The sequence below is a fragment of the Aquibacillus rhizosphaerae genome (assembly GCF_030282825.1).
Taxonomy (GTDB): domain Bacteria; phylum Bacillota; class Bacilli; order Bacillales; family Amphibacillaceae; genus Aquibacillus_C; species Aquibacillus_C rhizosphaerae.
In genome coordinates, this window is record NZ_JASTZU010000037.1 from 187,245 (window position 1) to 206,394 (window position 19,150).

Genomic DNA, 19,150 nt, shown 5'->3' on the forward strand with positions numbered 1-19,150 from the left:
CACTAAAAAATTGAAATAAGGCATTCGCAAAACGTCCTTATTACTCAGCATAAATGTTGACATGTAATTAATTCTATATTAAAATCAAACCAGACAGTACAGTTTTATTTTGAGGGGCTATAAAATACATGAAGAAGTTATCTTCTAGAGCATTAAAGAAAAAAGAACAAATACAATTAGCTGCACAGCGATTGTTTTTGGAAAAGGGATTTTCAAATACCAGTATGGATGCCATAACAAAGGAAGCTGGGGTATCAAAACAAACGGTTTATAGTTATTATGAAAGTAAAGAAGACTTACTTTTTGATGTATTCCAAAGTTTAATTGGGGAGATTGATATTGAAAATAAATTTCAGCTAACTCAAAACATTGAAATAAACAATATTGGCGATCTAACAATGACCTTAGAGATGGTTGCTGAAAAGATTAGTAAAAATTTAGTGCAGCCTGAATATTTGGGAATGGCAAGAATAATATTAGCAGAAATGGCTTATTTCCCTCAACTTGGCGAGTTATTTAAAGAGGCAGTACCAACACAAATTATAGGTACAATCAGTAACATTCTGTCACATGCAAATAAAATAGGTGTGATTAAAATAAACGAAGCAGACATGGACGTTGTTGCGCGAATGTTAATCGGACCGTTGCTAACCTATATTCTTTTAGATGGTTTATTGGTACCAAAAGATCAAGTGACTGTGCCTAGTCGTGAGAAAATAGCTTCAATCATTCACTATTTTATTAAATCAATCCAATAAAATATCTATTTTTATTTAAGCCCTTTAATAAAAGGGTTTATCATTTATTTATAAACAAACCAAACTGTACAGTTTTATAAAGGGAGTGTTTCTCATGGAAAAAGAGTTTGTCGTTGAATTTAAAAAGGTAGACTTAATCTTTAATAAAAATAGTAAAAAAGAATTTAAAGCACTAGAAGCACTAGATATAAAAATAAAGAGTGGTCAAATATTTTGTCTTTTAGGACCTAATGGGTCAGGAAAAACAACGACAATAAACCTTATTAATGGTTTGTTAGAGCCAACCAATGGAGATATAACAGTGTTAGGAATGAAACCTAGTAAGTCAAGGAAAACCGTCCTTCAAAAGATTTCATTGGTACCACAAGAAACTGCTTTATACAATGATTTGACTGCTAGAGAGAATTTGTTATTTCATGCTCGATATTATGGTGTTAATCGAAAATATATTTCCGAAAGAATAGATGAAGTATTAGGCATTGTCCAACTAGAGAATAGACAGAATGATAGAGTAGGAACTTTTTCTGGGGGAATGCAAAGAAGATTAGCATTAGCACGAGCGTTATTAACAGAACCAGAAATACTATTACTAGATGAACCGACATTGGGTGTTGATGTGCAATCAAGAAATGCCATTTGGGAGCAGATCCGCACACTTGCGTCAGTTGGGAAAACCGTTATATTAACAACAAATTACATGGAAGAAGCTGAAGAACTTGGTGAGCAAGTATTAATTATTGATAAAGGGAAGCCAGTGGGATCAGGATCTCCAAATGAATTAAAGAGACATATTGGTCAAAAACAGATGATCATTCACTTTACTGAAACAAGATATGCCAAACAGGTATATGACGATATAGCTAAAGATTACGACGTTACTTTTAAAGGAAACCAGCTTCACGTGAATACGAATGCATTAAATAATCAATTCCAGCTTTTGCAGCAATTAAGCAAGTATGAGGAACATATGAATCACATTGAATACAGTGAACCCAATCTCCAAGATGTTTTCCTTCATTTTACAGGGAAAGAATTAAGAGATTAAAGAAAGGAGTGAACACGAATGTTTAGTGCTATATTAGCCATCGTACGTAAGGATCTACTATTAATAATTCGCAAACCGATGTTTTCTATTATAAGTCTAATAGTTCCTTTACTATTTATTATTTTTTACGGATTAGTGATTCATACTTCATCCACAAATCCTATTGTAATTGCAAATCATTCAGAAGGACCTTACACGGAACGCTTTGTTGATATTTTGCAAGAAATAAAGTCAGTAGATGGATCTTATTTAGAAATCATTACGTTAGATTCTGAATTAGCTTATGAAAAATACAATAATAGACAAGTGGATGCCTTATTAGTAATCCCTGAATCGTTTGAAGAGAACCTTCATGCAGGTAAGCAGGCAGCGTTAAAGTTAAAAGTATTTAATATTAATTCAGATGGGACGAAGAACTATCAATTACGAATTGATCATGCTTTATATGAATTTCATAAGAACTTAAATGGGGACTCGTTCATTTCAATCAATGAAGATATGACTTTCATCCAGGATACCCCAATGAAAAGTTATGTCAGCACGGGGTTACTTATATTCTCAGTCTTATTAACGTCAATGGTAAGTACAGGGACATTAATGGCAAGAGAATGGGAAGAACGAACGGCTAAACTAATCGTTTTAACTCCTAAAGGTTTTTTGCCTTTGATTGTTGGAAAATGGATGACAGCCTTACTAGTTACCGTTGCAAACACCGTATTAGTTCTTCCGTTGCTTTATATACTTTTAGGCTATCTAATTGGCCAAATGAACACTTTGGTTTGGTTTTACTTATTGCTCTTCTTTTTTTACGGAAGTGCTGCTGGCGTATTACTAGGAGTCTTATTTAAAAAGACGTTGCCTATCGTACCCATTAGTATCGTGATAGCGATGAGTGAATTTTTAGTAAGTAGCCTAGAATCTTACATTAGAGGTTTTGCTCATGGAGGAATGACAGAGTGGTTGTGGCGATTAGGTAGTTGGTGGCCTAGTTCAGAGATAATTGACAGAATCCGCTTTACCGTCGAAGATCTCGAGCAAATAGCAATAAATTGGGGAGCGTCCTTCTATATGGCATTGTGGGTAGGACTTCTTCTAACCATTGCTTTATTTAAATTGAACAAACAACTTTCCTTTACCCAGGGACAATAAGTTAGGGAGGCCTTTATATGAAAAAGTGGCAAGCAATATTAGCGGTTCACAACCGCAATATGAAAATTTTAACGAGACAAAAACAAATGTTAATCCAACCCATTATTGTTCCGCTTGTATTATTATTTTTAATGGTGGTTGTATTTGGAGGGGGAGGAGACGATTGGCCTGTTGCGATTGTTAATGAATCAAATAGTCTAGAATCACAAGAACTAATGGAAGCTTTTAAAGATAGTGAGTCCAATATCACTCCATATTTTGATTTTATTGAAATGAACTCTTATGAAGCTAAAAAAAAAGGTTCTGAAGGAAGATTACATCTTTTCATTAAGTTACCTGCTGATTTTGTAGAAAATAAAAATATTGAATTGAAAACCTACAATATAAACAGTGATGCTATGAAGAATGTTCGTTTAAGAGTAGAACATACGTTAAACGATTATATGGAGAAACAAGGCGCATTAAAGGTCACATCACAGCAAGTGACGGCACAACCTAATGATGTTTGGCGGTCAGCATTTTATGGAGGAAGTAGCGTTCTGTTAACTCTATTTTTAGGTTCCATGATCATAGCAGCCAATTTACATGCCTTTGATTATGAGAACAGAACCATAAAAGAAATTACTTTAACTCCTACTGGATCAATAATGGCGGGGTTTGGTATTATCCTAACATCGGTATTTGTGAGTTTAATCCTTTCATTAATCCCTTTAACTTTGTCGATATTGTTCTTGCATTTTGATTTTTACTTTTATAATACATTGCTTGTATATCTATCCATTGTTCCTATATTAATTGGATGCGCTGGAATCGGCCTCTTTTTAGGAGCATACTTTAAACAGTATCGTGTATTGCAACCATTGATTATTTTAATTGGTATTGGAACATATATTATTGGCGGTGGATTTGCGGGCGTAAATATGCTGATGCCATTAGCACGAGAAATAGCCGATATATGGGTTTTTTCCGTTATATTTGAATGGTTTAATCCTGTCCTCCACAATTTTGCAACTAGCTTTTCATTTAGCCAGTGTACCTTTATTTTTTTAGCTGGTGTACTAGGTTTCCTTTTGACATTTATTGCGTATAGATTTCAAATTAGAAAGTCCATTTTTGGTGGTCAGTAAACTACCGCGTGTTGAACTGCCCTCTGTTAAGTAGGTAGTTAGCAAAATTAATTTAAGTAGCTTTAACTCTTATTCCATAGAGGTGAGGCCGTTTTATTGGTACGTAAAAACTCGAAATGGCCTTATCCGAAAGGAACACTTATTCAAGAATATTTCCTTATAATGAAATATGTAGATGCTCTTAGAAAACCCGTTAATTACCATTTACAGGGTAAAGCGACCTGAGGGTATAGGCGTTCTTTGATAAATTATTTTCATATATCTGCAAAAAACGCTTCAACAAAACACCTATTTCTCGCATCTGAATTGGCTTTGGAGCAGAATAAAGTGCATCATGAAACTCTTCCATACTTAATTGGTTTGGGACCGCTTCAATGAATAGGTTATCCCTATTCTTTGGAATAACTTGTTCTTTATATTCAGCCTTACAATGAACACCATATAACCTATTAGCTCCGTCATTCCAATCATTATGATTTCTTCTCCTTTTCTTATTTTTTGCACCAAAAGGTTTCTGAATGTCACTTTGATATTCGACTTCACTAGGTTGTTCTTGATTTGGAAATTGAACACCATCTGTTCTTTGATCATAATGCTCTCTAGAAGTTATAATTTCACTGGATGTCCAAGCATTTCCACTTCCTCTTACCCATTTTTATAAAATTATAACTAGACACAAAAAAGACTCTTGATCATTTAAATATAGCCAAGAGTCTTTTTCTACTATATATTACTTCTTACCGGAATCCACCACTAATTGAATTCTACATTGCCACTTTCCGATACATGCTCTACGTTATACCATTTTTCTCCTACATTAGAATAACGCGTATTTACCATTGTCACTTTACTCGTTTGGCTATCCGTACGGAAAATTGCCTCGTTCATATTGGTAATGACAGAGCCTTCAATATAAACCTCTGTATGAAAAGTAGAACCACCTACTTGGCGAATCATTTTCCCAGCATCTCTCGCTGTAAAGTTTATAATATCTAATTTTGCAGGTGCATTGATTTGAAACATTTTATCACTACCATGTTGAGCAGAACCGCCACGAATGACAACATGTCCTTCTTCCTTAATCGTCATGGCGTCCTCACCAATATCTTCCCAAACTACATTTTCTATTAGAGCGTCACCATAAGCATGTACCCCATCAGCAGCTGGAGCACCTAAGACTACGTTTTTCAATGTCGCTCCATCTTGTAATCGGAAGACTGACTTTTGATTTTCTTTCTGACTTCCATCTCCAACCGTTTCAGGATTTGCGACATATCTATTTCCCGCACCGTCAAATACTTCCCCCGCTTCTACTACGATTGTACTATTCACAACAATAGTTTCTTTTGGTTTTACTTCAACAAGCTTCCATTGTTGATTTGCTCCACCTAAATCATCATATTGTACAACATTTGCACCGTTTTCCTTAGACCATTCGTGGACTTCTAGTGCTTTGTTGCTAAAACGATTAATAATTTTAACGTAACCATTACCTACATCAACAATTTTCCATTGTTGACTTTCTCCATTCCAGTCTGTCCATTGTGCAACATTCGCACCGTTATCATTATTCCAGTTAGTTACTTCCATAGCCTTCCCGCTGAATGCGTTTACAAATTTGTGATAGCCTTGACCTACATCAATGACACTCCATTTTTGGCTTGTGCCACCCCAATCATCATATTGGGCAATGTTCCCGCCATTTTCAGTTGACCAATCATAAACCTCTAACGCTTTCCCACTATCACGGTTCACAAGCTTGTACTTTTTAGTAGAATCATAGCTTGCCGCATATACAGGATTCGCTACTGCAAGCATTGAAAGTAATAGACCTAAAACAACAAATACTGAAACAATTTTCTTCATTTTCTCATCCCTCTCCAAATAAGTTGTAAACTCTACCGGCCAGTTTAGAGTACAGATTTATCATATAATATTTATGGTAATTATTGGGTACTGTAATGGAAATATTATATAATCATAATATTCTGAAATATTATCAGCAAAATAACAGACCATACCTTTTCTATCGACATGTTTTGCTGACATGACTAATACCAGATTAATCCCTTATAAGGATACACACTATTAATATATAAAACTTCCTTAATCTCATTATTATCTGTTTGAACTCTATCACCTGAGCATTTATATGTTCCAACAATACACAAGCTTACTCACCACAACAAAATAAAAACCCCCTGCTTCTAGTTACAAGCAGAGGGTGAAAAAACATTTGGTTTTAGATTTACACTTTTACCTGTGTTTTCATGTCAAACAAACTTTGTTTAATTAATAATTCAGTATAGGGATTCTTAACTTTTTTCATGTTACACAAAGTTCCTGTCCCTATTGCCTCATTATTCTACTGTTACGCTTTTTGCTAAATTTCGTGGTTTATCAACGTCACAATCACGGTGTAGCGCTGCATAGTATGCTAGCAATTGCATAGGCACTACACTTGCTAGTGGTGTCAATAACTCGTGTACATGTGGTATAACAAATGTGTCTGTATCTTGTTCCAAACCTTCAATACTTATTATACAAGTTTTTGCTCCACGCGCCTCTACTTCTTGCACATTGCCACGGATAGAGTAATTTACATTTTTCTGAGTAGAAAGTGCAATAACTGGTGTACCCTCTTCAATTAATGCAATCGTACCATGTTTCAATTCGCCACCAGCGAAACCTTCCGCCTGGATATAAGAAATTTCTTTTAATTTTAAGGATGCTTCTTGAACAACAAAATAATCCATACCGCGCCCAATATAGAAAGCATTGCGCGTTTCTGTAAAGAAATCCGCCGCAATCTTCTCAAAAGTTTCCTTTTGATCAGTTAGTGATTCCATTACGCTTGCAACAATACCAAGCTCCTGTAATGGATCAAATTCCAAATTAATGCCTTTTGCTTGTGCAGTATCTACAGCTAAAATGACTAATACAGCGATTTGAGCTGTATATGCTTTCGTAGAAGCAACAGCTATTTCTGGCCCAGCATGTAGATGTAACGTATAATTTGCCTCACGAGAAAGGGTGGAACCCGGAACGTTTGTAATCGTAAGTGACGGGTGTCCTAATTCTTTAATTCTTACTAATACGGAACGACTATCTGCTGTCTCACCACTTTGAGAAATAAACACAAATAATGGTTTTTCAGAAAGTAATGGCATGTTGTAAGAGAACTCACTAGCGATATGAACTTCGACAGGGACATTCGCTAATTTCTCAATAAATTGTTTGCCAACAAGACCAGCATGATAACTTGTTCCAGCAGCGATGATATATACACGGTCAGAATCAAGCATTGCTTTCCTTACTTCAGGATCCAATTTAATATTATCATGGTCATCCTGATACTCCTGAATAATTTTACGAATAACAGGAGGCTGCTCATCTATCTCTTTAAGCATAAAGTGTGGATACGTACCTTTTTCAATATCTGTTGCATCAATCTCAGCAATATATGGCTCGCGTTCAATCGCTACGCCGTCTAATTTTTGAATTTCTGCATAATCACGATTTACAATGACAATCTCTTTATCATGGATTTCCAAATAGCGATCGGTTTCTTTTAATGTTGCCATTGCATCACTTGCTACTAAATTAAAATCCTCACCAAGACCTACGAGTAATGGACTTTTATTTTTTGCAACAAAAATAGTATCTTGATCTTCAGCATCAATAAGACCAATTGCGTAAGAGCCTTTTAATAAAGCTACTGTTTGACGAAAAGCTTCAGCAGTATCATTATATTTCTGATGTAAGACTTCAATCAGTTGTACTATGATTTCTGTATCTGTTTCACTTTTTAAAGATACATCGTTTAAATACGCATCGCGTAATTCATAAAAATTCTCAATAACCCCGTTATGAACAATTGTGAATCGACCAGACGCGCTCTGATGAGGGTGGGCATTGTCTTCACTCGGTGCCCCGTGTGTCGCCCAGCGGGTATGGCCTATTCCCATTGTTGCTTGAACGTTGTTATCAACTCTTTCACGAAGAGCTGCAATACGGCCTTTCACTTTGAACAGGTTTATTCCATCTTTATTTAATGTCGCAATTCCTGCAGAGTCATAGCCTCTGTATTCCAGTTTCTCTAACCCGTTCAATAAAACTTCCTTTGTATCGTTATAACCTATATATCCTACAATTCCACACATATCGTTGTTTCCTCCTTAGATTAAAGGGACAAACAAACGACCTAGATTATTCTATAAATTATCGGGGCGTTTATCTGCCCCTTTCTCGGGTTGTGTACATCTTATTATTATTCTTGTGCAAAGAGTCACCTCTTTGTTTTCGAATAAAAACATATCGGTTGAGATGTGTGCAACCGGGAGGTATCCGCCGAAATTTCTCGATAATCCTCCTCCTCGTCAACTAGTTCCCTACGTTCGGGAAAATAGTCCAGGCGCTTATATTTCTTTCTTAACATCGTTCCTCCTTTCAATCCCATAAAATAAGATCCGTGCCCTCTTGGTTTTCCCAAGAAAAAAATATTTAAACAAATTTAGACAGGAACTTATTTCATTTTACTTGAGAATTAAGTTTCAAGCAATCTTTTTATTGTTAATAATATAACAATAAATGGAACGTATTGCGTTCTCACACTATAAAATATGCACCCTCTTCCTAGATGTGCTAAAATTCCATTTGATTTTTTTCTCGTTTACCGTTCTAATAGTGTATATTACTTTAAAAATATCTATACGAGGTGTTTTACTTGAAGCTACTCATAATTGAAGATGATAAGCGCTTATCATCAACTATTAAAGAAACAACAGAAGCAAAGTTTGAAATTAGTCAAGCTTTTGATGGTGATGAAGGATTATATTTAGCAGAACAAAATATATTCGATGTCATTATATTAGATATCATGCTCCCTCATATGAACGGATATGAACTACTAAAGAAACTAAGGGACAAGAAAATAAACGTACCTGTACTTATCTTAACAGCAAAGGACAGCATTGATGATAAGATACATGGATTCAAGGTTGGTGCTGATGACTACCTTGTTAAGCCGTTTCACAGAGAAGAGCTTATATTAAGGTTGGAAGCAATTGTTCGACGTTCGGTCGGTGAATTTAACGATAATATAGTGACATTTAAAGAGTTAAAACTTAATGTTAAAAGTAAAAGTGCTACAATCAATAGTGAAGTGATTGTTTTAAATGGTAAACAATTTGATTTATTAGAGTACTTAATCAATAACAAGAACATAATTCTCACAAAAGAACAAATATTCGACCGTATTTGGGGCTTTGAATCAGATACGTCAAACACCGTCGTTGAAGTGTACGCCAGCCATATAAGAAAAAAACTTAAAAGTGTTGGTTATGATATATATTTGAAAACATTTCGTGGCCTTGGGTATATGCTTACCGATGCTGGTGAGAACGATGCGTAAGAATAAGATAATTCGTAAACAACAATTAAGATACATGCTATTTAACTTTGTTGCATTCAGTATTATTTTTAGTCTTTTTGGTATTATTATTTTTACTAGTATTCAGCGTTCGTTATATTCCCAACCTGATGAAGAGTTACAAGCATACCAAAATGTTATCAATGACCAACGCGGACCAATGGATGGAAACTTTTCAGGACGAGATCAACGTGATGGTCCACCATTGGATGACCGTCCTGCTTTACCTAGTCCAAGGGTCATTGAAATCCACTGGAATGAAGACGGGGAGATTATCAATCAAGAGCAATTAGGTACGATGCTCTATGAAAATTATTTAACAGATTTGCAACTGGATACTAATCAACTTGGTTCAATTACCAATTTAAATCTTAATAACACTTATAATTTTCGTTCGTTAACGATTGCAGATGATGGTTCTACTGGTGCATACGCACAGTTACTCATTAACGTTGATGCAGAACAAAACATGCTGGAGCGCTTTGAAATGCTATTAATTGTTTGCTCCGTTATTTTTGTATTTCTATCAATCATGGCAAGTTATATACTTTCTAAAAAAACAATGCAGCCAATCATTAACTCCTGGAATAAACAAGTTGAATTTGTTGAAAATGCCTCACATGAACTGAGAACGCCGCTGACAATTATTAAAAATAAACTAGAACTATTACTTACTACTCCTAATGCAAAAATTATGGAAAAATTTGAGAATATAGCATTAACCTTATCTGAGACAAATCGTCTTTCTAAGCTAACAGCAGATTTGTTAACACTTGCAAGAGCTGATTCTGAGACTCAACTCGAAAAAGAAATAATTAATTTTGATGAATTTATACATGAAGTATGTGACCCTTATAAAGAAATAGCTCAATATCAACAAAAGCATGTCTGGTTTCAATTAGAATGTTTCCAAACTTTAGAGGTTGATAAAGAGCGAATCCATCAGCTTTTAGTCATATTGTTAGATAATGCTCTCAAATACACGACGGAAAATAACAGTATTGGAATAAAAACATCTTTTAAAGACAATAAGGCTATTCTCGAAATCAGTGATACAGGAATTGGAATTAGTAAAGAAGGATTAGACCATATATTTGAACGGTTCTATAGGGAAGACAAAGCACGATCTAGAGAAAACGGAGGTATGGGGTTAGGTCTCTCGATTGCACAATGGATTGTAACAAGTCACCATGGGACAATTTCAGCCTATCAAAATCAGCCAAAAGGAACAATCTTAAAAATAAAATTACCAATAGGATGAGTCATGTTAAAACTACCAGGATGCTAAACAACATCCAGTAGTTTTTTCTTTTTTAATTTTAAGGTTAGTTTAAGGTCCATACATATAATTAGGTTTAGACATACAAACACACAAATACGAAAGGAGCCACCCCACCTATGTTTAAAAAGAGAAAAGAAAGTCCTAAAGGCAGAAGAGAACTAAAACATGCAATTACGAAATTAGACTGTTTTCTGTTAAGAAATAACCTTCGCCACATAATGGATATTGATCCTCATACAAATAGCGATGGAAAATACTTAATAAGAAGTGTTTATTTCGATAATAGTGAAAATAAAGTATTAACGGAAAAAAAAGAGGGACATTTTAATCGTGACAAATTTCATGTCAGATTATATAACCATCAAACATACTATATTAATTTAGAAAAGAAAAGTAAACGCAATAATGCTACATTCAAGGATAAATGTCGAATGACTCCAGCAGAATATGAAAGAATTAAGATTGGCGACATTGATTGGATGGAAGATGATCAAAGAAAGCTTATTCGCGATTTATATACTCAAATGGTTGTTTTTCAATTAAAGCCTATTACAGTAGTGGACTATGAGCGTGAAGTTTTTATTTACCCATACGGTAATGTTCGAATTACCTTTGATAGTTCCATTAAGACAAGTTTTCGAAACAATGATTTACTTAATCCGGATTTAGCAATGGTAGAAGCTTTAGAACCAGACATTGTAATACTTGAAGTGAAATACGATGAGTACATTCCAGATACAATTAAAAGATTACTTCGAGTTAGCGATCGTAGGTTAGGAACCTATTCAAAATACCACCTTAGTAGAATGTACGGTTAAACAAAAGGCCCTAAAACATTCATTGACTTATTTTCTATAAGTAAACAATATAACTTAAGCAACTATACTTTAAACACTTCTGGAGGAAAAATTTATGGATAACCTTACAACTTTCACTGATATTTTTAAATCAAGTTTTATTGAAAAAACAACTAGCTTTTCTTTAATCGACTCTTTAATAGGACTAGTAGTTGCCTTTGCCATTGGACTTTTTATTTACTTCGTATATAAAAAGACATTTTCAGGTGTCGTTTATTCACATAGTTTTAACGTCTCATTGATTATCATGTCGATGGCAACTGCTCTAATCATTATGGGTATTTCATCTAATGTTCTCTTATCACTTGGTATGGTAGGTGCCTTGTCTATCGTTCGCTTTCGAACACCGATTAAAGATCCAATGGATTTAGTATATCTTTTCTGGACAATCGTATCGGGGATTCTTGCAGGGGCGGGTTTTATTCCACTGGTTATATTGGGCTCTATTCTAATAGGGGCGGTAATGATCTTTTTCGTCAATCGAATCTCTGCGGAAAACCCTTACTTATTAGTTATTAAATATAACGATGTAGCGATCGAAAAGTCTTTAGATCACATCATAACGCAAAATTCTAGCAAACATGTCGTAAAATCAAAATCCTCTATGCCTAACAATGACTTTGAAGTCACTTATGAAATTAGAGTGAAGGATCAAAACACACAGTTCATCAACAGTATCTCTGAAATAGATAAAGTGAAATCAGCAATAATGTTGAGTTATGACGGTAATTTCACTGCTTAAGGTAATCCAAAAAAGCGCTAATATCTCATCTTTAGAGAAATTAGCGCTTTCCATCTATTGTTTCATTCCAAGTAGTTCGTTAATAACATTTGCTACTTCATCAACATACTGATTACACTCTTCAATAGTAGGTGCTTCAACCATCACCCGAACTAATGGTTCTGTCCCCGATGGACGAACGAGAACACGACCTTGGTCTCCCATCTCTGTCTCAACCTTATCGATTACCTCTTGAATTCTAGGGTGAACCAACGCTTCATTCTTATCAATAACACGAATGTTTTTTAATACTTGAGGAAACTTTTCCATTTCTGCAGCTAATTCAGATAACGGTTTCCCTGTTTCTTTGACTACATTTACTAGTTGGAGTGCAGTGAGCATACCATCACCCGTTGTAATGTAATCTAAAAATATGATATGACCCGATTGTTCTCCACCAAGGTTATAGCCACCCTTACGCATTTCTTCCATAACGTAACGATCGCCTACAGATGTTTTGTCACTTTTCATACCATTACTTTCTAAAGCTTTATAAAATCCAATATTACTCATAATGGTTGATACAACCGTAGAATGACGTAATAATCCTTTACCGTTCAAATATTTGGCACAAATGAACATTATTTGATCACCGTCAATAATATTTCCTTTTTCATCCACAGCTATTAAACGGTCCCCATCGCCATCAAAGGCTAACCCGATGTCAGCTTTTTTTTCTAACACAAGAGCTTGTAATGTTTCTGGATGAGTGGAACCAACCCCATCATTTATATTCAAGCCATCTGGAGAAGAACCGATTGTAGAAATATCGGCTTCTAAATCAGCGAACAAATGGGGCGCTAATGATGATGCTGAACCATGTGCACAATCTAATGCGATGTGTAGACCATCAAATTCAGAATCAACCGATTGCTTGAGATATTGTATGTACTTCTGACCACCTTCAAAATAATCATTAATCTGGCCTATATGCTCTCCTACAGGACGAGGGAGTGTGTCCTCTTCTTGATCTATTAATGCTTCTATTTCATTTTCCTGAGCATCCGTTAACTTAAATCCATCTGGTCCAAAAAACTTAATTCCATTATCCTCGACTGGATTGTGTGATGCAGAAATCATTACACCTGCTTCTGCGCTCATTGCTTTAGTTAAAAAAGCAACACCTGGGGTAGAGATGACACCAAGACGCATCACCTCTGCACCAATGGACAATAAACCCGCTGCAAGTGCGCCTTCTAACATGCTACCAGATATACGCGTATCTCGACCAATTAATATTTTAGGTCTAACAGTTTCTTTTGTTAATACGTATCCTCCGAACCGACCCAGTTTGAATGCTAACTCAGGGGTTAAATCTTTATTTGCAATACCTCTGACGCCGTCCGTTCCGAAATATTTTCCCATGATGTACCTCTCCTTTTCTTTCCTAATAGAAAAAACTATCGGTTTTTAGCCATCCTTTATGACAATAAAAGCGCTATGACTTTAGTATTATTTCCACATTATTTACTATATGACTTAGTTAAATGTTAGGATTGATCAATTTGAACAGTGACCGTTTCTAATTCTAACTGTACTTCAATATTATCCGGCCCATCTATATCAACCGGTATTTGATGTTCTCCTTCTTCTAAGCCATCTAAATCAATAGATAATTGAAAGTCATTGTTCGTCAGCTGTGCCATCACATCTTCTAAACCAGTAGCTATGACATCCATTTGACTTTCTTCTGGGCTGATAAAAGTAACAGTTAAATCATTTACTAGATTATCCACTTCAATTGGAACATCTTCAAATGTCTGTTCAACAGTTTTGTCTACTTCGATTGTTACCGTTATTGTTTGAATATTCATTTTTCTGCTATCAGCTGGTGCAATTAATTCTACTTCTAGTGTAGTATCCTCTGTAATTTCAGATAGGTCAATTGCTTCTGTAGCTACAGACTCTAAATCTTGAAGAACCGAATCTGAAGCAAATACCTGAACTACTTCTGGTTCAGTTGTAATTGTATTGATGGTGATATCTTCTTGCGCTTCTCCCGTAGTCTCTACCTGAATTGGCACTGTTTTGTTAGGGTCATTAATATCGACTGATACATTCACGGTGGATGGTTCAATACGGACACTAAGTTCATTCCCTTGGCTATCGTAAACTTTAACAGGAACTTCTCTATTTTCAATTGGCTCGTCCGCATTACTTACATCAACGAACGCGTTGACAGACGCGATCGTATCTACCACACTCTTTGCACTTGTAATTGTAACTGTTGATGGTTGAACTGTTGCTTCACCTAACTCAAAACCAGTTGCAATATCATTCTCATTAGTATAACCAACAGTTACTTCAAATTCCTGTGTAGCTCTTTCTTCAATGGTAACTTCAATTTCCTCAGGCTCAATATACACCTGTAAACTATCTGGGATACCTGAAGACTCAATGGGAACCATGTGAGTTCCAGACTCAAGGCCTTCTAGGTTAACAAACAAATCGAAATTCATTTGTGTAGCAGTCGATGTGACAACTCCCGCAGATCCTTGTAAATCCACTGAAACCGTTTCTGGAACGCCGCTAACTGCAAATTTCTCCTGGTCTATTACTATATCAACAGGTACATTGTCAATGGTTTGCGTTTCTTCAGATCCACCGAAGAATGGCGGGTCTGTTCTTTCTGAACTACTTTCATCAAGGCTAACGGCTGTGAAAAGCAAAATCGCTAAGGCCAAGGACACTAGACGAATAACCCATGGCTTTTTTAACAATTCATCCATTCTTTTTCCCCCTCCAACTCCAGCTTTTTGACGTAGGGGCTTTATATTTAAATTCTAACTCTTTTCGTAATAATTCGATAAGTTTATCCTGGTCTAAATCTCTATGTAATTCACCATTCTTTGTACATGAAATTTGCCCTGTCTCTTCAGAAACAACAATCGTCAATGCATCTGTTACTTCACCAATCCCCATGGCTGCTCGGTGTCTAGTTCCTAACTCTTTAGAAATAAAAGGACTTTCTGAAAGAGGTAAGTAACATGCTGCTGCGACAATTTGATCTTGCTTAATTATTACTGCACCATCATGAAGGGGTGTATTGGGTATAAATATATTTGTTAGCAATTCATTAGTTAATTTACCATGAATAGGAATTCCCGTCTCGACGTAATCCCCCATTGCTGTTTCTCTTTCAATTGTAATTAATGCACCAATTCTTCGTTTAGCCATATAATTACACGATTTAACGATAGCTTCGATAGATTGATGAAGGCTTTCTTCTTCAGAATTACTGTTTCTTGAGAAAAAGCTACCTCTTCCTATTTGCTCTAACGCCCTTCTTAATTCAGGCTGGAAAAGAATAATAATACCAAGAAAACCCCACATTATTACTTGCCATATAATCATCTGTACCGTTCGTAATTCAAAAACAATACTGACTAGATATAATCCAAGTACTACAAATATTCCCCTTAATAACTGAAAGGCTTTCGTACCTCTTATTAACATGAGTAATTTATATAATACGTACCAGACAAGCGCTATATCTAGTCCTATACGTAATAGATTTAAGACATTTAGTTCCCCATCAAACATGGTGACACAACCTTCTATCCATTAGATTCCTCTTCCTATCAATAAAATAGTGACTTTATACATTATAGCATATATTCACATTAATCCGTAATGGTATCATTTGTATTGATATAACAATCTTTTTGGATGATATATTGTTCTTGTAGAAAACCATATGCTAAAAATATTAAAACCTTTGTTACATTAATCGGCAACAAAGGTTTTATTTATACTCTATTTATTGGTAAATGCAAAGAGATTTTTTGTTATGTCCTTAATATGGTACCACATCCATTCGAAAACCTGATTCACTTGTTCAATTTCTCCGCTAATTTCCCCTGCAGATGCCATAAGATGCTCCCCATTAATAATGACAACATTGCCATTGACTGATCCATCTATTTTCAAGTTACCATTTTTCACTACTAAATCTCCATCAACAGTCACACCTTCAGGAACAATAACTGTATCTTCTTGTATAATCAAATTCTTATCTTTAGAAACTGATAGTTGGCTATCTTGGTCCCATGCTGAGAAAACACTACTAAACATAAAGATAAAGAAAATTGCAGCAGCTGTAATAACAGGATGAGCTTTAAACCACCTCATATAACCAACTCTTTTCTTTTCTTTAGGAAGGCTAGCCATTACTTTTTCAGTGAAATTTGAAGATGGTTGCAATTCACTACTACTCTTAAGCAGGGTAGTGGTACGTTTCAATTCATGAAAATGTTTTTGGCATGACTGACATGAATGCAAATGGGAGCGCAATAGGTTCTCATCTGTTCTAGTTAATTCTCCATCCAGGTATTTATGCATTAGGTTAATAAACTGCTTATTACAACTCATTTGATTCACACTCCTTTATACACGACGAAGCCTTTTCCGAAGTGCTTCTCTCCCTCTGTGAATTCTAGTTTTAACTGTACCGACTGGTATGCTTAGAATCTCACTAATTTCTGCTAAAGAAAGTTCATCTACAAACCGCAAAGCAATCACACTTCGATATTTAGTGGGTAATTGCATAATCTCTTGCTGAATATAGGATTGTAGTTCAAGGCTCTCTACTTCTTCTTCTGGTAACAGTTGTTCAGCTGGAAGTTGAGAATACATGTCTAATCCATCGGTTCCTTTTACTTCGGCATCAAGAAAGTAGTCCGGTTTCTTTTTTCTAATTCGGTCAATTGAAATATTAGTTGCAATTCGATACAACCATGTTGAAAATTTCCTCTTATCATCAAAAGAATGAATATTAACATAAGCTCTAATAAAAGTTTCTTGTGCTAAATCTTCTGCTTCATGCGCATTGCCAATTACACGAAAACAAATTTGGTATACTTTATTTTGATAAAAGGTAACTACATCTTCAAATGCAGATTGATCGCCTTTTTTTACTTGTTTTATTATTTCTTTTATTTTCGTCTCCATATCTATATACCTCCGCTATAATTGCGGTCATCTCTTATACGAGTGACACTATCTTGAGGTTTCATTTTTTTTATGTTTTTTAACATAAAAAAAGAAAATGTTTAATTCATTGACCATTTGGGTATTTATATAAAGATATTATAACAGTTCAGGAGGTCCTCATGGATAAAAAACTCTATCTTTTACAGAAAATAGAAAATTGTCGTAATGAGATGATCGAATTAACAAGCGAAAAAGATTTAACATCAGAAGCAGTCATCAATGCTAGCATCCGTTTAGATGGTCTATTGAATGAGCTTGAAAAAATAACTAGTGATGAAATAGTTTATAGCTAGTAGAAACCATTAATAATTCGATTGACTATAAATTTATGATTTTTTATTAAAACAGTTTCTAGAAGCAACATATTTTTTGCTGTTCTTTCTCTAAAATCATAAACAGTAGCCTACCAAGACGTATATCTATTCCTTTTCCTTTGTTATTTTGTTAAATTTCTTAAAGTAAAACGAGTTAATATGCGTTATCACATGTAGTATATATCCTCACTATACAATCTATATAATACAAAAAAGGATTAAATAAGCATACTATGCATATTCAATCCTTTTATTTATGTTATGTATGGTGGAGCCTAGCGGGATCGAACCGCTGACCTCCTGCGTGCAAAGCAGGCGCTCTCCCAGCTGAGCTAAGGCCCCATAATTTTTAATAAGAGAGGGAAGACAAAATAGCTTCTGTGACTTCTATGTTGATAAGGTAATATTTTACACAGCTTTCCTTATGCAAATTTCTCTATTAAAAATATATTAAAATTCTGTCAGGATTTAAGTGATGTTTGATGAGCCATGAAGGACTTGAACCTTCGACCCTCTGATTAAAAGTCAGATGCTCTACCGACTGAGCTAATGGCTCATTATATGGCTGGGCCAGCTGGATTCGAACCAGCGCATGACGGTACCAAAAACCGTTGCCTTACCGCTTGGCTATGGCCCAATAAAAAATAGTGCGTAAAATCTGCACTGATTAATTGATGGGTTAATGGTGGAGGGAGTAGGACTCGAACCTACGAACCCGATGGGAGCGGATTTACAGTCCGCCGCGTTTGGCCAACTTCGCTATCCCTCCATATACAAGTGATAATCACCCATGTAATACATATGAAACTAATTACTGGTGCCGGCCAGAGGACTTGAACCCCCAACCTACTGATTACAAGTCAGTTGCTCTACCAATTGAGCTAGACCGGCAAATGGTGGAGGATGCAGGGCTCGAACCTGCGACCCCCTGCTTGTAAGGCAGGTGCTCTCCCAGCTGAGCTAATCCTCCATTTGCAGAAAATACGTTTAAGACTATTCATTTAAGTGGTGACCCGTACGGGATTCGAACCCGTGATACCGCCGTGAAAGGGCGGTGTCTTAACCACTTGACCAACGGGCCATATATTCATATTCACAGAGCTTCCAGCCGGACTTGAACCGGCGACCCCTTCCTTACCATGGAAGTGCTCTACCGAACTGAGCTATGGAAGCAAATGGCTCCACAGGTAGGATTCGAACCTACGACCGATCGGTTAACAGCCGATAGCTCTACCACTGAGCTACTGTGGAATAATATCAAACTAATAAAATAATTGTTAGTTTGCTTCACAAAGCTTCATGCTGTAAATAATGTTTCGGCCTAGCGGCGTCCTACTCTCGCAGGGGCAAAGCCCCAACTACCATGGGCGCTGGAGAGCTTAACTGCTGTGTTCGGCATGGGAACAGGTGTGGC

At 35.8% G+C, this 19,150-nt stretch carries 16 protein-coding genes, 9 tRNA genes, 1 rRNA gene and 1 pseudogene; 9 read left to right on the forward strand and 18 right to left on the reverse strand.

Annotated features, from left to right (window positions below; all coding sequences use genetic code 11):
- Nucleotides 1-128: 128 nt before the first annotated feature.
- The 4 genes from QQS35_RS12335 (at nucleotide 129) to QQS35_RS12350 (ending at nucleotide 4,079) form a co-directional block, all read left to right on the forward strand.
- Entirely contained in the window at nucleotides 129-758 is a 630-nt protein-coding gene (locus QQS35_RS12335) for a TetR/AcrR family transcriptional regulator (RefSeq protein WP_285932460.1), read from the forward strand.
- A 94-nt stretch (nucleotides 759-852) separates the two neighbouring features.
- Nucleotides 853-1,803 carry an ABC transporter ATP-binding protein gene (locus tag QQS35_RS12340; protein ID WP_285932461.1) on the forward strand — a complete coding sequence of 317 codons (951 nt, stop codon included), beginning with the start codon at nucleotides 853-855 and terminating at the stop codon, nucleotides 1,801-1,803.
- A gap of 18 nt (nucleotides 1,804-1,821) precedes the next feature.
- Nucleotides 1,822-2,952: an ABC transporter permease gene (locus QQS35_RS12345; protein ID WP_285932462.1), complete on the forward strand. Its 1,131-nt coding sequence runs from the start codon at nucleotides 1,822-1,824 to the stop codon at nucleotides 2,950-2,952.
- A gap of 17 nt (nucleotides 2,953-2,969) precedes the next feature.
- Nucleotides 2,970-4,079, forward strand: coding sequence for an ABC transporter permease (locus tag QQS35_RS12350; RefSeq protein ID WP_285932463.1), 1,110 nt, complete (start codon nucleotides 2,970-2,972; stop codon nucleotides 4,077-4,079).
- A 753-nt stretch (nucleotides 4,080-4,832) separates the two neighbouring features.
- On the opposite strand, the gene QQS35_RS12355 is transcribed toward QQS35_RS12350, so the two are convergent.
- The 3 genes and pseudogenes from QQS35_RS12355 to glmS form a co-directional block, all read right to left on the reverse strand.
- Complete coding sequence (locus QQS35_RS12355; protein ID WP_285932481.1) at nucleotides 4,833-5,417, reverse strand: pectate lyase; 585 nt, start codon at nucleotides 5,415-5,417, stop codon at nucleotides 4,833-4,835.
- Nucleotides 5,418-5,435: 18 nt separating this feature from the next.
- Nucleotides 5,436-5,945: pseudogene (locus QQS35_RS12360) on the reverse strand (RICIN domain-containing protein); the annotation flags it as partial.
- Nucleotides 5,946-6,439: 494 nt separating this feature from the next.
- Entirely contained in the window at nucleotides 6,440-8,242 is a 1,803-nt protein-coding gene (gene glmS / locus QQS35_RS12365) for a glutamine--fructose-6-phosphate transaminase (isomerizing) (RefSeq protein WP_285932464.1), read from the reverse strand.
- Nucleotides 8,243-8,805: 563 nt separating this feature from the next.
- Between glmS and QQS35_RS12370 the strand changes: the two genes are divergently transcribed.
- The 4 genes from QQS35_RS12370 to QQS35_RS12385 all read left to right on the forward strand — a co-directional run bounded on the left by QQS35_RS12370 (nucleotide 8,806) and on the right by QQS35_RS12385 (nucleotide 12,391).
- On the forward strand, nucleotides 8,806-9,492 hold the full coding sequence (locus QQS35_RS12370) for a response regulator transcription factor (protein ID WP_285932465.1): 687 nt from the start codon (nucleotides 8,806-8,808) through the stop codon (nucleotides 9,490-9,492).
- A complete protein-coding gene (locus QQS35_RS12375) occupies nucleotides 9,485-10,771 on the forward strand; it encodes a sensor histidine kinase (protein ID WP_285932466.1) in 1,287 nt (428 codons plus the stop codon). The genes QQS35_RS12370 and QQS35_RS12375 overlap by 8 nt, the downstream gene beginning before the upstream one ends.
- A gap of 137 nt (nucleotides 10,772-10,908) precedes the next feature.
- Nucleotides 10,909-11,610: a polyphosphate polymerase domain-containing protein gene (locus tag QQS35_RS12380; RefSeq protein WP_285932467.1), complete on the forward strand. Its 702-nt coding sequence runs from the start codon at nucleotides 10,909-10,911 to the stop codon at nucleotides 11,608-11,610.
- 94 nt (nucleotides 11,611-11,704) lie between these two features.
- Nucleotides 11,705-12,391: a DUF4956 domain-containing protein gene (locus tag QQS35_RS12385; RefSeq protein WP_285932468.1), complete on the forward strand. Its 687-nt coding sequence runs from the start codon at nucleotides 11,705-11,707 to the stop codon at nucleotides 12,389-12,391.
- Nucleotides 12,392-12,445: 54 nt separating this feature from the next.
- Here the strand turns inward: QQS35_RS12385 and glmM are convergent, their stop codons facing one another.
- The 5 genes from glmM to sigW all read right to left on the reverse strand — a co-directional run bounded on the left by glmM (nucleotide 12,446) and on the right by sigW (nucleotide 17,380).
- On the reverse strand, nucleotides 12,446-13,795 hold the full coding sequence (glmM, locus tag QQS35_RS12390; protein ID WP_285932469.1) for a phosphoglucosamine mutase: 1,350 nt from the start codon (nucleotides 13,793-13,795) through the stop codon (nucleotides 12,446-12,448).
- Between the two features lie 125 nt (nucleotides 13,796-13,920).
- Complete coding sequence (locus QQS35_RS12395) at nucleotides 13,921-15,159, reverse strand: CdaR family protein (protein WP_285932470.1); 1,239 nt, start codon at nucleotides 15,157-15,159, stop codon at nucleotides 13,921-13,923.
- Nucleotides 15,152-15,973, reverse strand: coding sequence for a diadenylate cyclase CdaA (gene cdaA / locus QQS35_RS12400; protein WP_285932471.1), 822 nt, complete (start codon nucleotides 15,971-15,973; stop codon nucleotides 15,152-15,154). The genes QQS35_RS12395 and cdaA overlap by 8 nt, the downstream gene beginning before the upstream one ends.
- Before the next feature lie 213 nt (nucleotides 15,974-16,186).
- The gene (locus QQS35_RS12405; RefSeq protein ID WP_285932472.1) at nucleotides 16,187-16,801 is read right to left on the reverse strand and encodes an anti-sigma factor family protein; all 615 of its coding nucleotides are present in this window, start codon (nucleotides 16,799-16,801) and stop codon (nucleotides 16,187-16,189) included.
- Nucleotides 16,802-16,816: 15 nt separating this feature from the next.
- Nucleotides 16,817-17,380 (reverse strand): RNA polymerase sigma factor SigW, encoded by a 564-nt coding sequence (gene sigW / locus QQS35_RS12410; RefSeq protein WP_285932473.1) that lies wholly within the window; start codon nucleotides 17,378-17,380, stop codon nucleotides 16,817-16,819.
- Nucleotides 17,381-17,541: 161 nt separating this feature from the next.
- On the opposite strand from sigW, the gene QQS35_RS12415 reads away from it, so the two are divergent.
- Nucleotides 17,542-17,715, forward strand: coding sequence for an aspartyl-phosphate phosphatase Spo0E family protein (locus QQS35_RS12415; protein ID WP_285932474.1), 174 nt, complete (start codon nucleotides 17,542-17,544; stop codon nucleotides 17,713-17,715).
- 287 nt (nucleotides 17,716-18,002) lie between these two features.
- Here QQS35_RS12415 and QQS35_RS12420 read toward each other — a convergent pair.
- The 10 genes from QQS35_RS12420 to rrf form a co-directional block, all read right to left on the reverse strand.
- A tRNA-Ala gene (locus QQS35_RS12420) sits at nucleotides 18,003-18,078 on the reverse strand.
- Between the two features lie 141 nt (nucleotides 18,079-18,219).
- Nucleotides 18,220-18,292: transfer RNA gene (locus QQS35_RS12425), tRNA-Lys, on the reverse strand.
- A 6-nt stretch (nucleotides 18,293-18,298) separates the two neighbouring features.
- Nucleotides 18,299-18,373: transfer RNA gene (locus QQS35_RS12430), tRNA-Gln, on the reverse strand.
- A gap of 46 nt (nucleotides 18,374-18,419) precedes the next feature.
- Nucleotides 18,420-18,505: transfer RNA gene (locus tag QQS35_RS12435), tRNA-Tyr, on the reverse strand.
- A 46-nt stretch (nucleotides 18,506-18,551) separates the two neighbouring features.
- A tRNA-Thr gene (locus QQS35_RS12440) sits at nucleotides 18,552-18,627 on the reverse strand.
- Nucleotides 18,628-18,630: 3 nt separating this feature from the next.
- A tRNA-Val gene (locus QQS35_RS12445) sits at nucleotides 18,631-18,706 on the reverse strand.
- A gap of 36 nt (nucleotides 18,707-18,742) precedes the next feature.
- A tRNA-Glu gene (locus tag QQS35_RS12450) sits at nucleotides 18,743-18,817 on the reverse strand.
- An 18-nt stretch (nucleotides 18,818-18,835) separates the two neighbouring features.
- Nucleotides 18,836-18,909, reverse strand: a tRNA-Thr gene (locus tag QQS35_RS12455).
- A 3-nt stretch (nucleotides 18,910-18,912) separates the two neighbouring features.
- Nucleotides 18,913-18,987 (reverse strand) — tRNA-Asn (locus QQS35_RS12460).
- Between the two features lie 68 nt (nucleotides 18,988-19,055).
- Nucleotides 19,056-19,150: ribosomal RNA gene (gene rrf / locus QQS35_RS12465) — 5S ribosomal RNA — on the reverse strand; the annotation flags it as partial.

Excerpts from the sequence above, each read along its gene's own strand:
- QQS35_RS12350 (WP_285932463.1), top strand. The coding sequence starts at position 2,970 with ATGAAAAAGTGGCAAGCAATATTAGCGGTTCACAACCGCAATATGAAA.
- QQS35_RS12380 (WP_285932467.1), top strand. The coding sequence starts at position 10,909 with ATGTTTAAAAAGAGAAAAGAAAGTCCTAAAGGCAGAAGAGAACTAAAA.
- sigW (WP_285932473.1), bottom strand. The coding sequence starts at position 17,380 with ATGGAGACGAAAATAAAAGAAATAATAAAACAAGTAAAAAAAGGCGAT.
- QQS35_RS12385 (WP_285932468.1), top strand. The coding sequence starts at position 11,705 with ATGGATAACCTTACAACTTTCACTGATATTTTTAAATCAAGTTTTATT.
- QQS35_RS12340 (WP_285932461.1), top strand. The coding sequence starts at position 853 with ATGGAAAAAGAGTTTGTCGTTGAATTTAAAAAGGTAGACTTAATCTTT.
- cdaA (WP_285932471.1), bottom strand. The coding sequence starts at position 15,973 with ATGTTTGATGGGGAACTAAATGTCTTAAATCTATTACGTATAGGACTA.
- QQS35_RS12335 (WP_285932460.1), top strand. The coding sequence starts at position 129 with ATGAAGAAGTTATCTTCTAGAGCATTAAAGAAAAAAGAACAAATACAA.
- QQS35_RS12345 (WP_285932462.1), top strand. The coding sequence starts at position 1,822 with ATGTTTAGTGCTATATTAGCCATCGTACGTAAGGATCTACTATTAATA.
- QQS35_RS12395 (WP_285932470.1), bottom strand. The coding sequence starts at position 15,159 with ATGGATGAATTGTTAAAAAAGCCATGGGTTATTCGTCTAGTGTCCTTG.
- QQS35_RS12405 (WP_285932472.1), bottom strand. The coding sequence starts at position 16,801 with ATGAGTTGTAATAAGCAGTTTATTAACCTAATGCATAAATACCTGGAT.
- QQS35_RS12375 (WP_285932466.1), top strand. The coding sequence starts at position 9,485 with ATGCGTAAGAATAAGATAATTCGTAAACAACAATTAAGATACATGCTA.
- glmM (WP_285932469.1), bottom strand. The coding sequence starts at position 13,795 with ATGGGAAAATATTTCGGAACGGACGGCGTCAGAGGTATTGCAAATAAA.
- glmS (WP_285932464.1), bottom strand. The coding sequence starts at position 8,242 with ATGTGTGGAATTGTAGGATATATAGGTTATAACGATACAAAGGAAGTT.
- QQS35_RS12415 (WP_285932474.1), top strand. The coding sequence starts at position 17,542 with ATGGATAAAAAACTCTATCTTTTACAGAAAATAGAAAATTGTCGTAAT.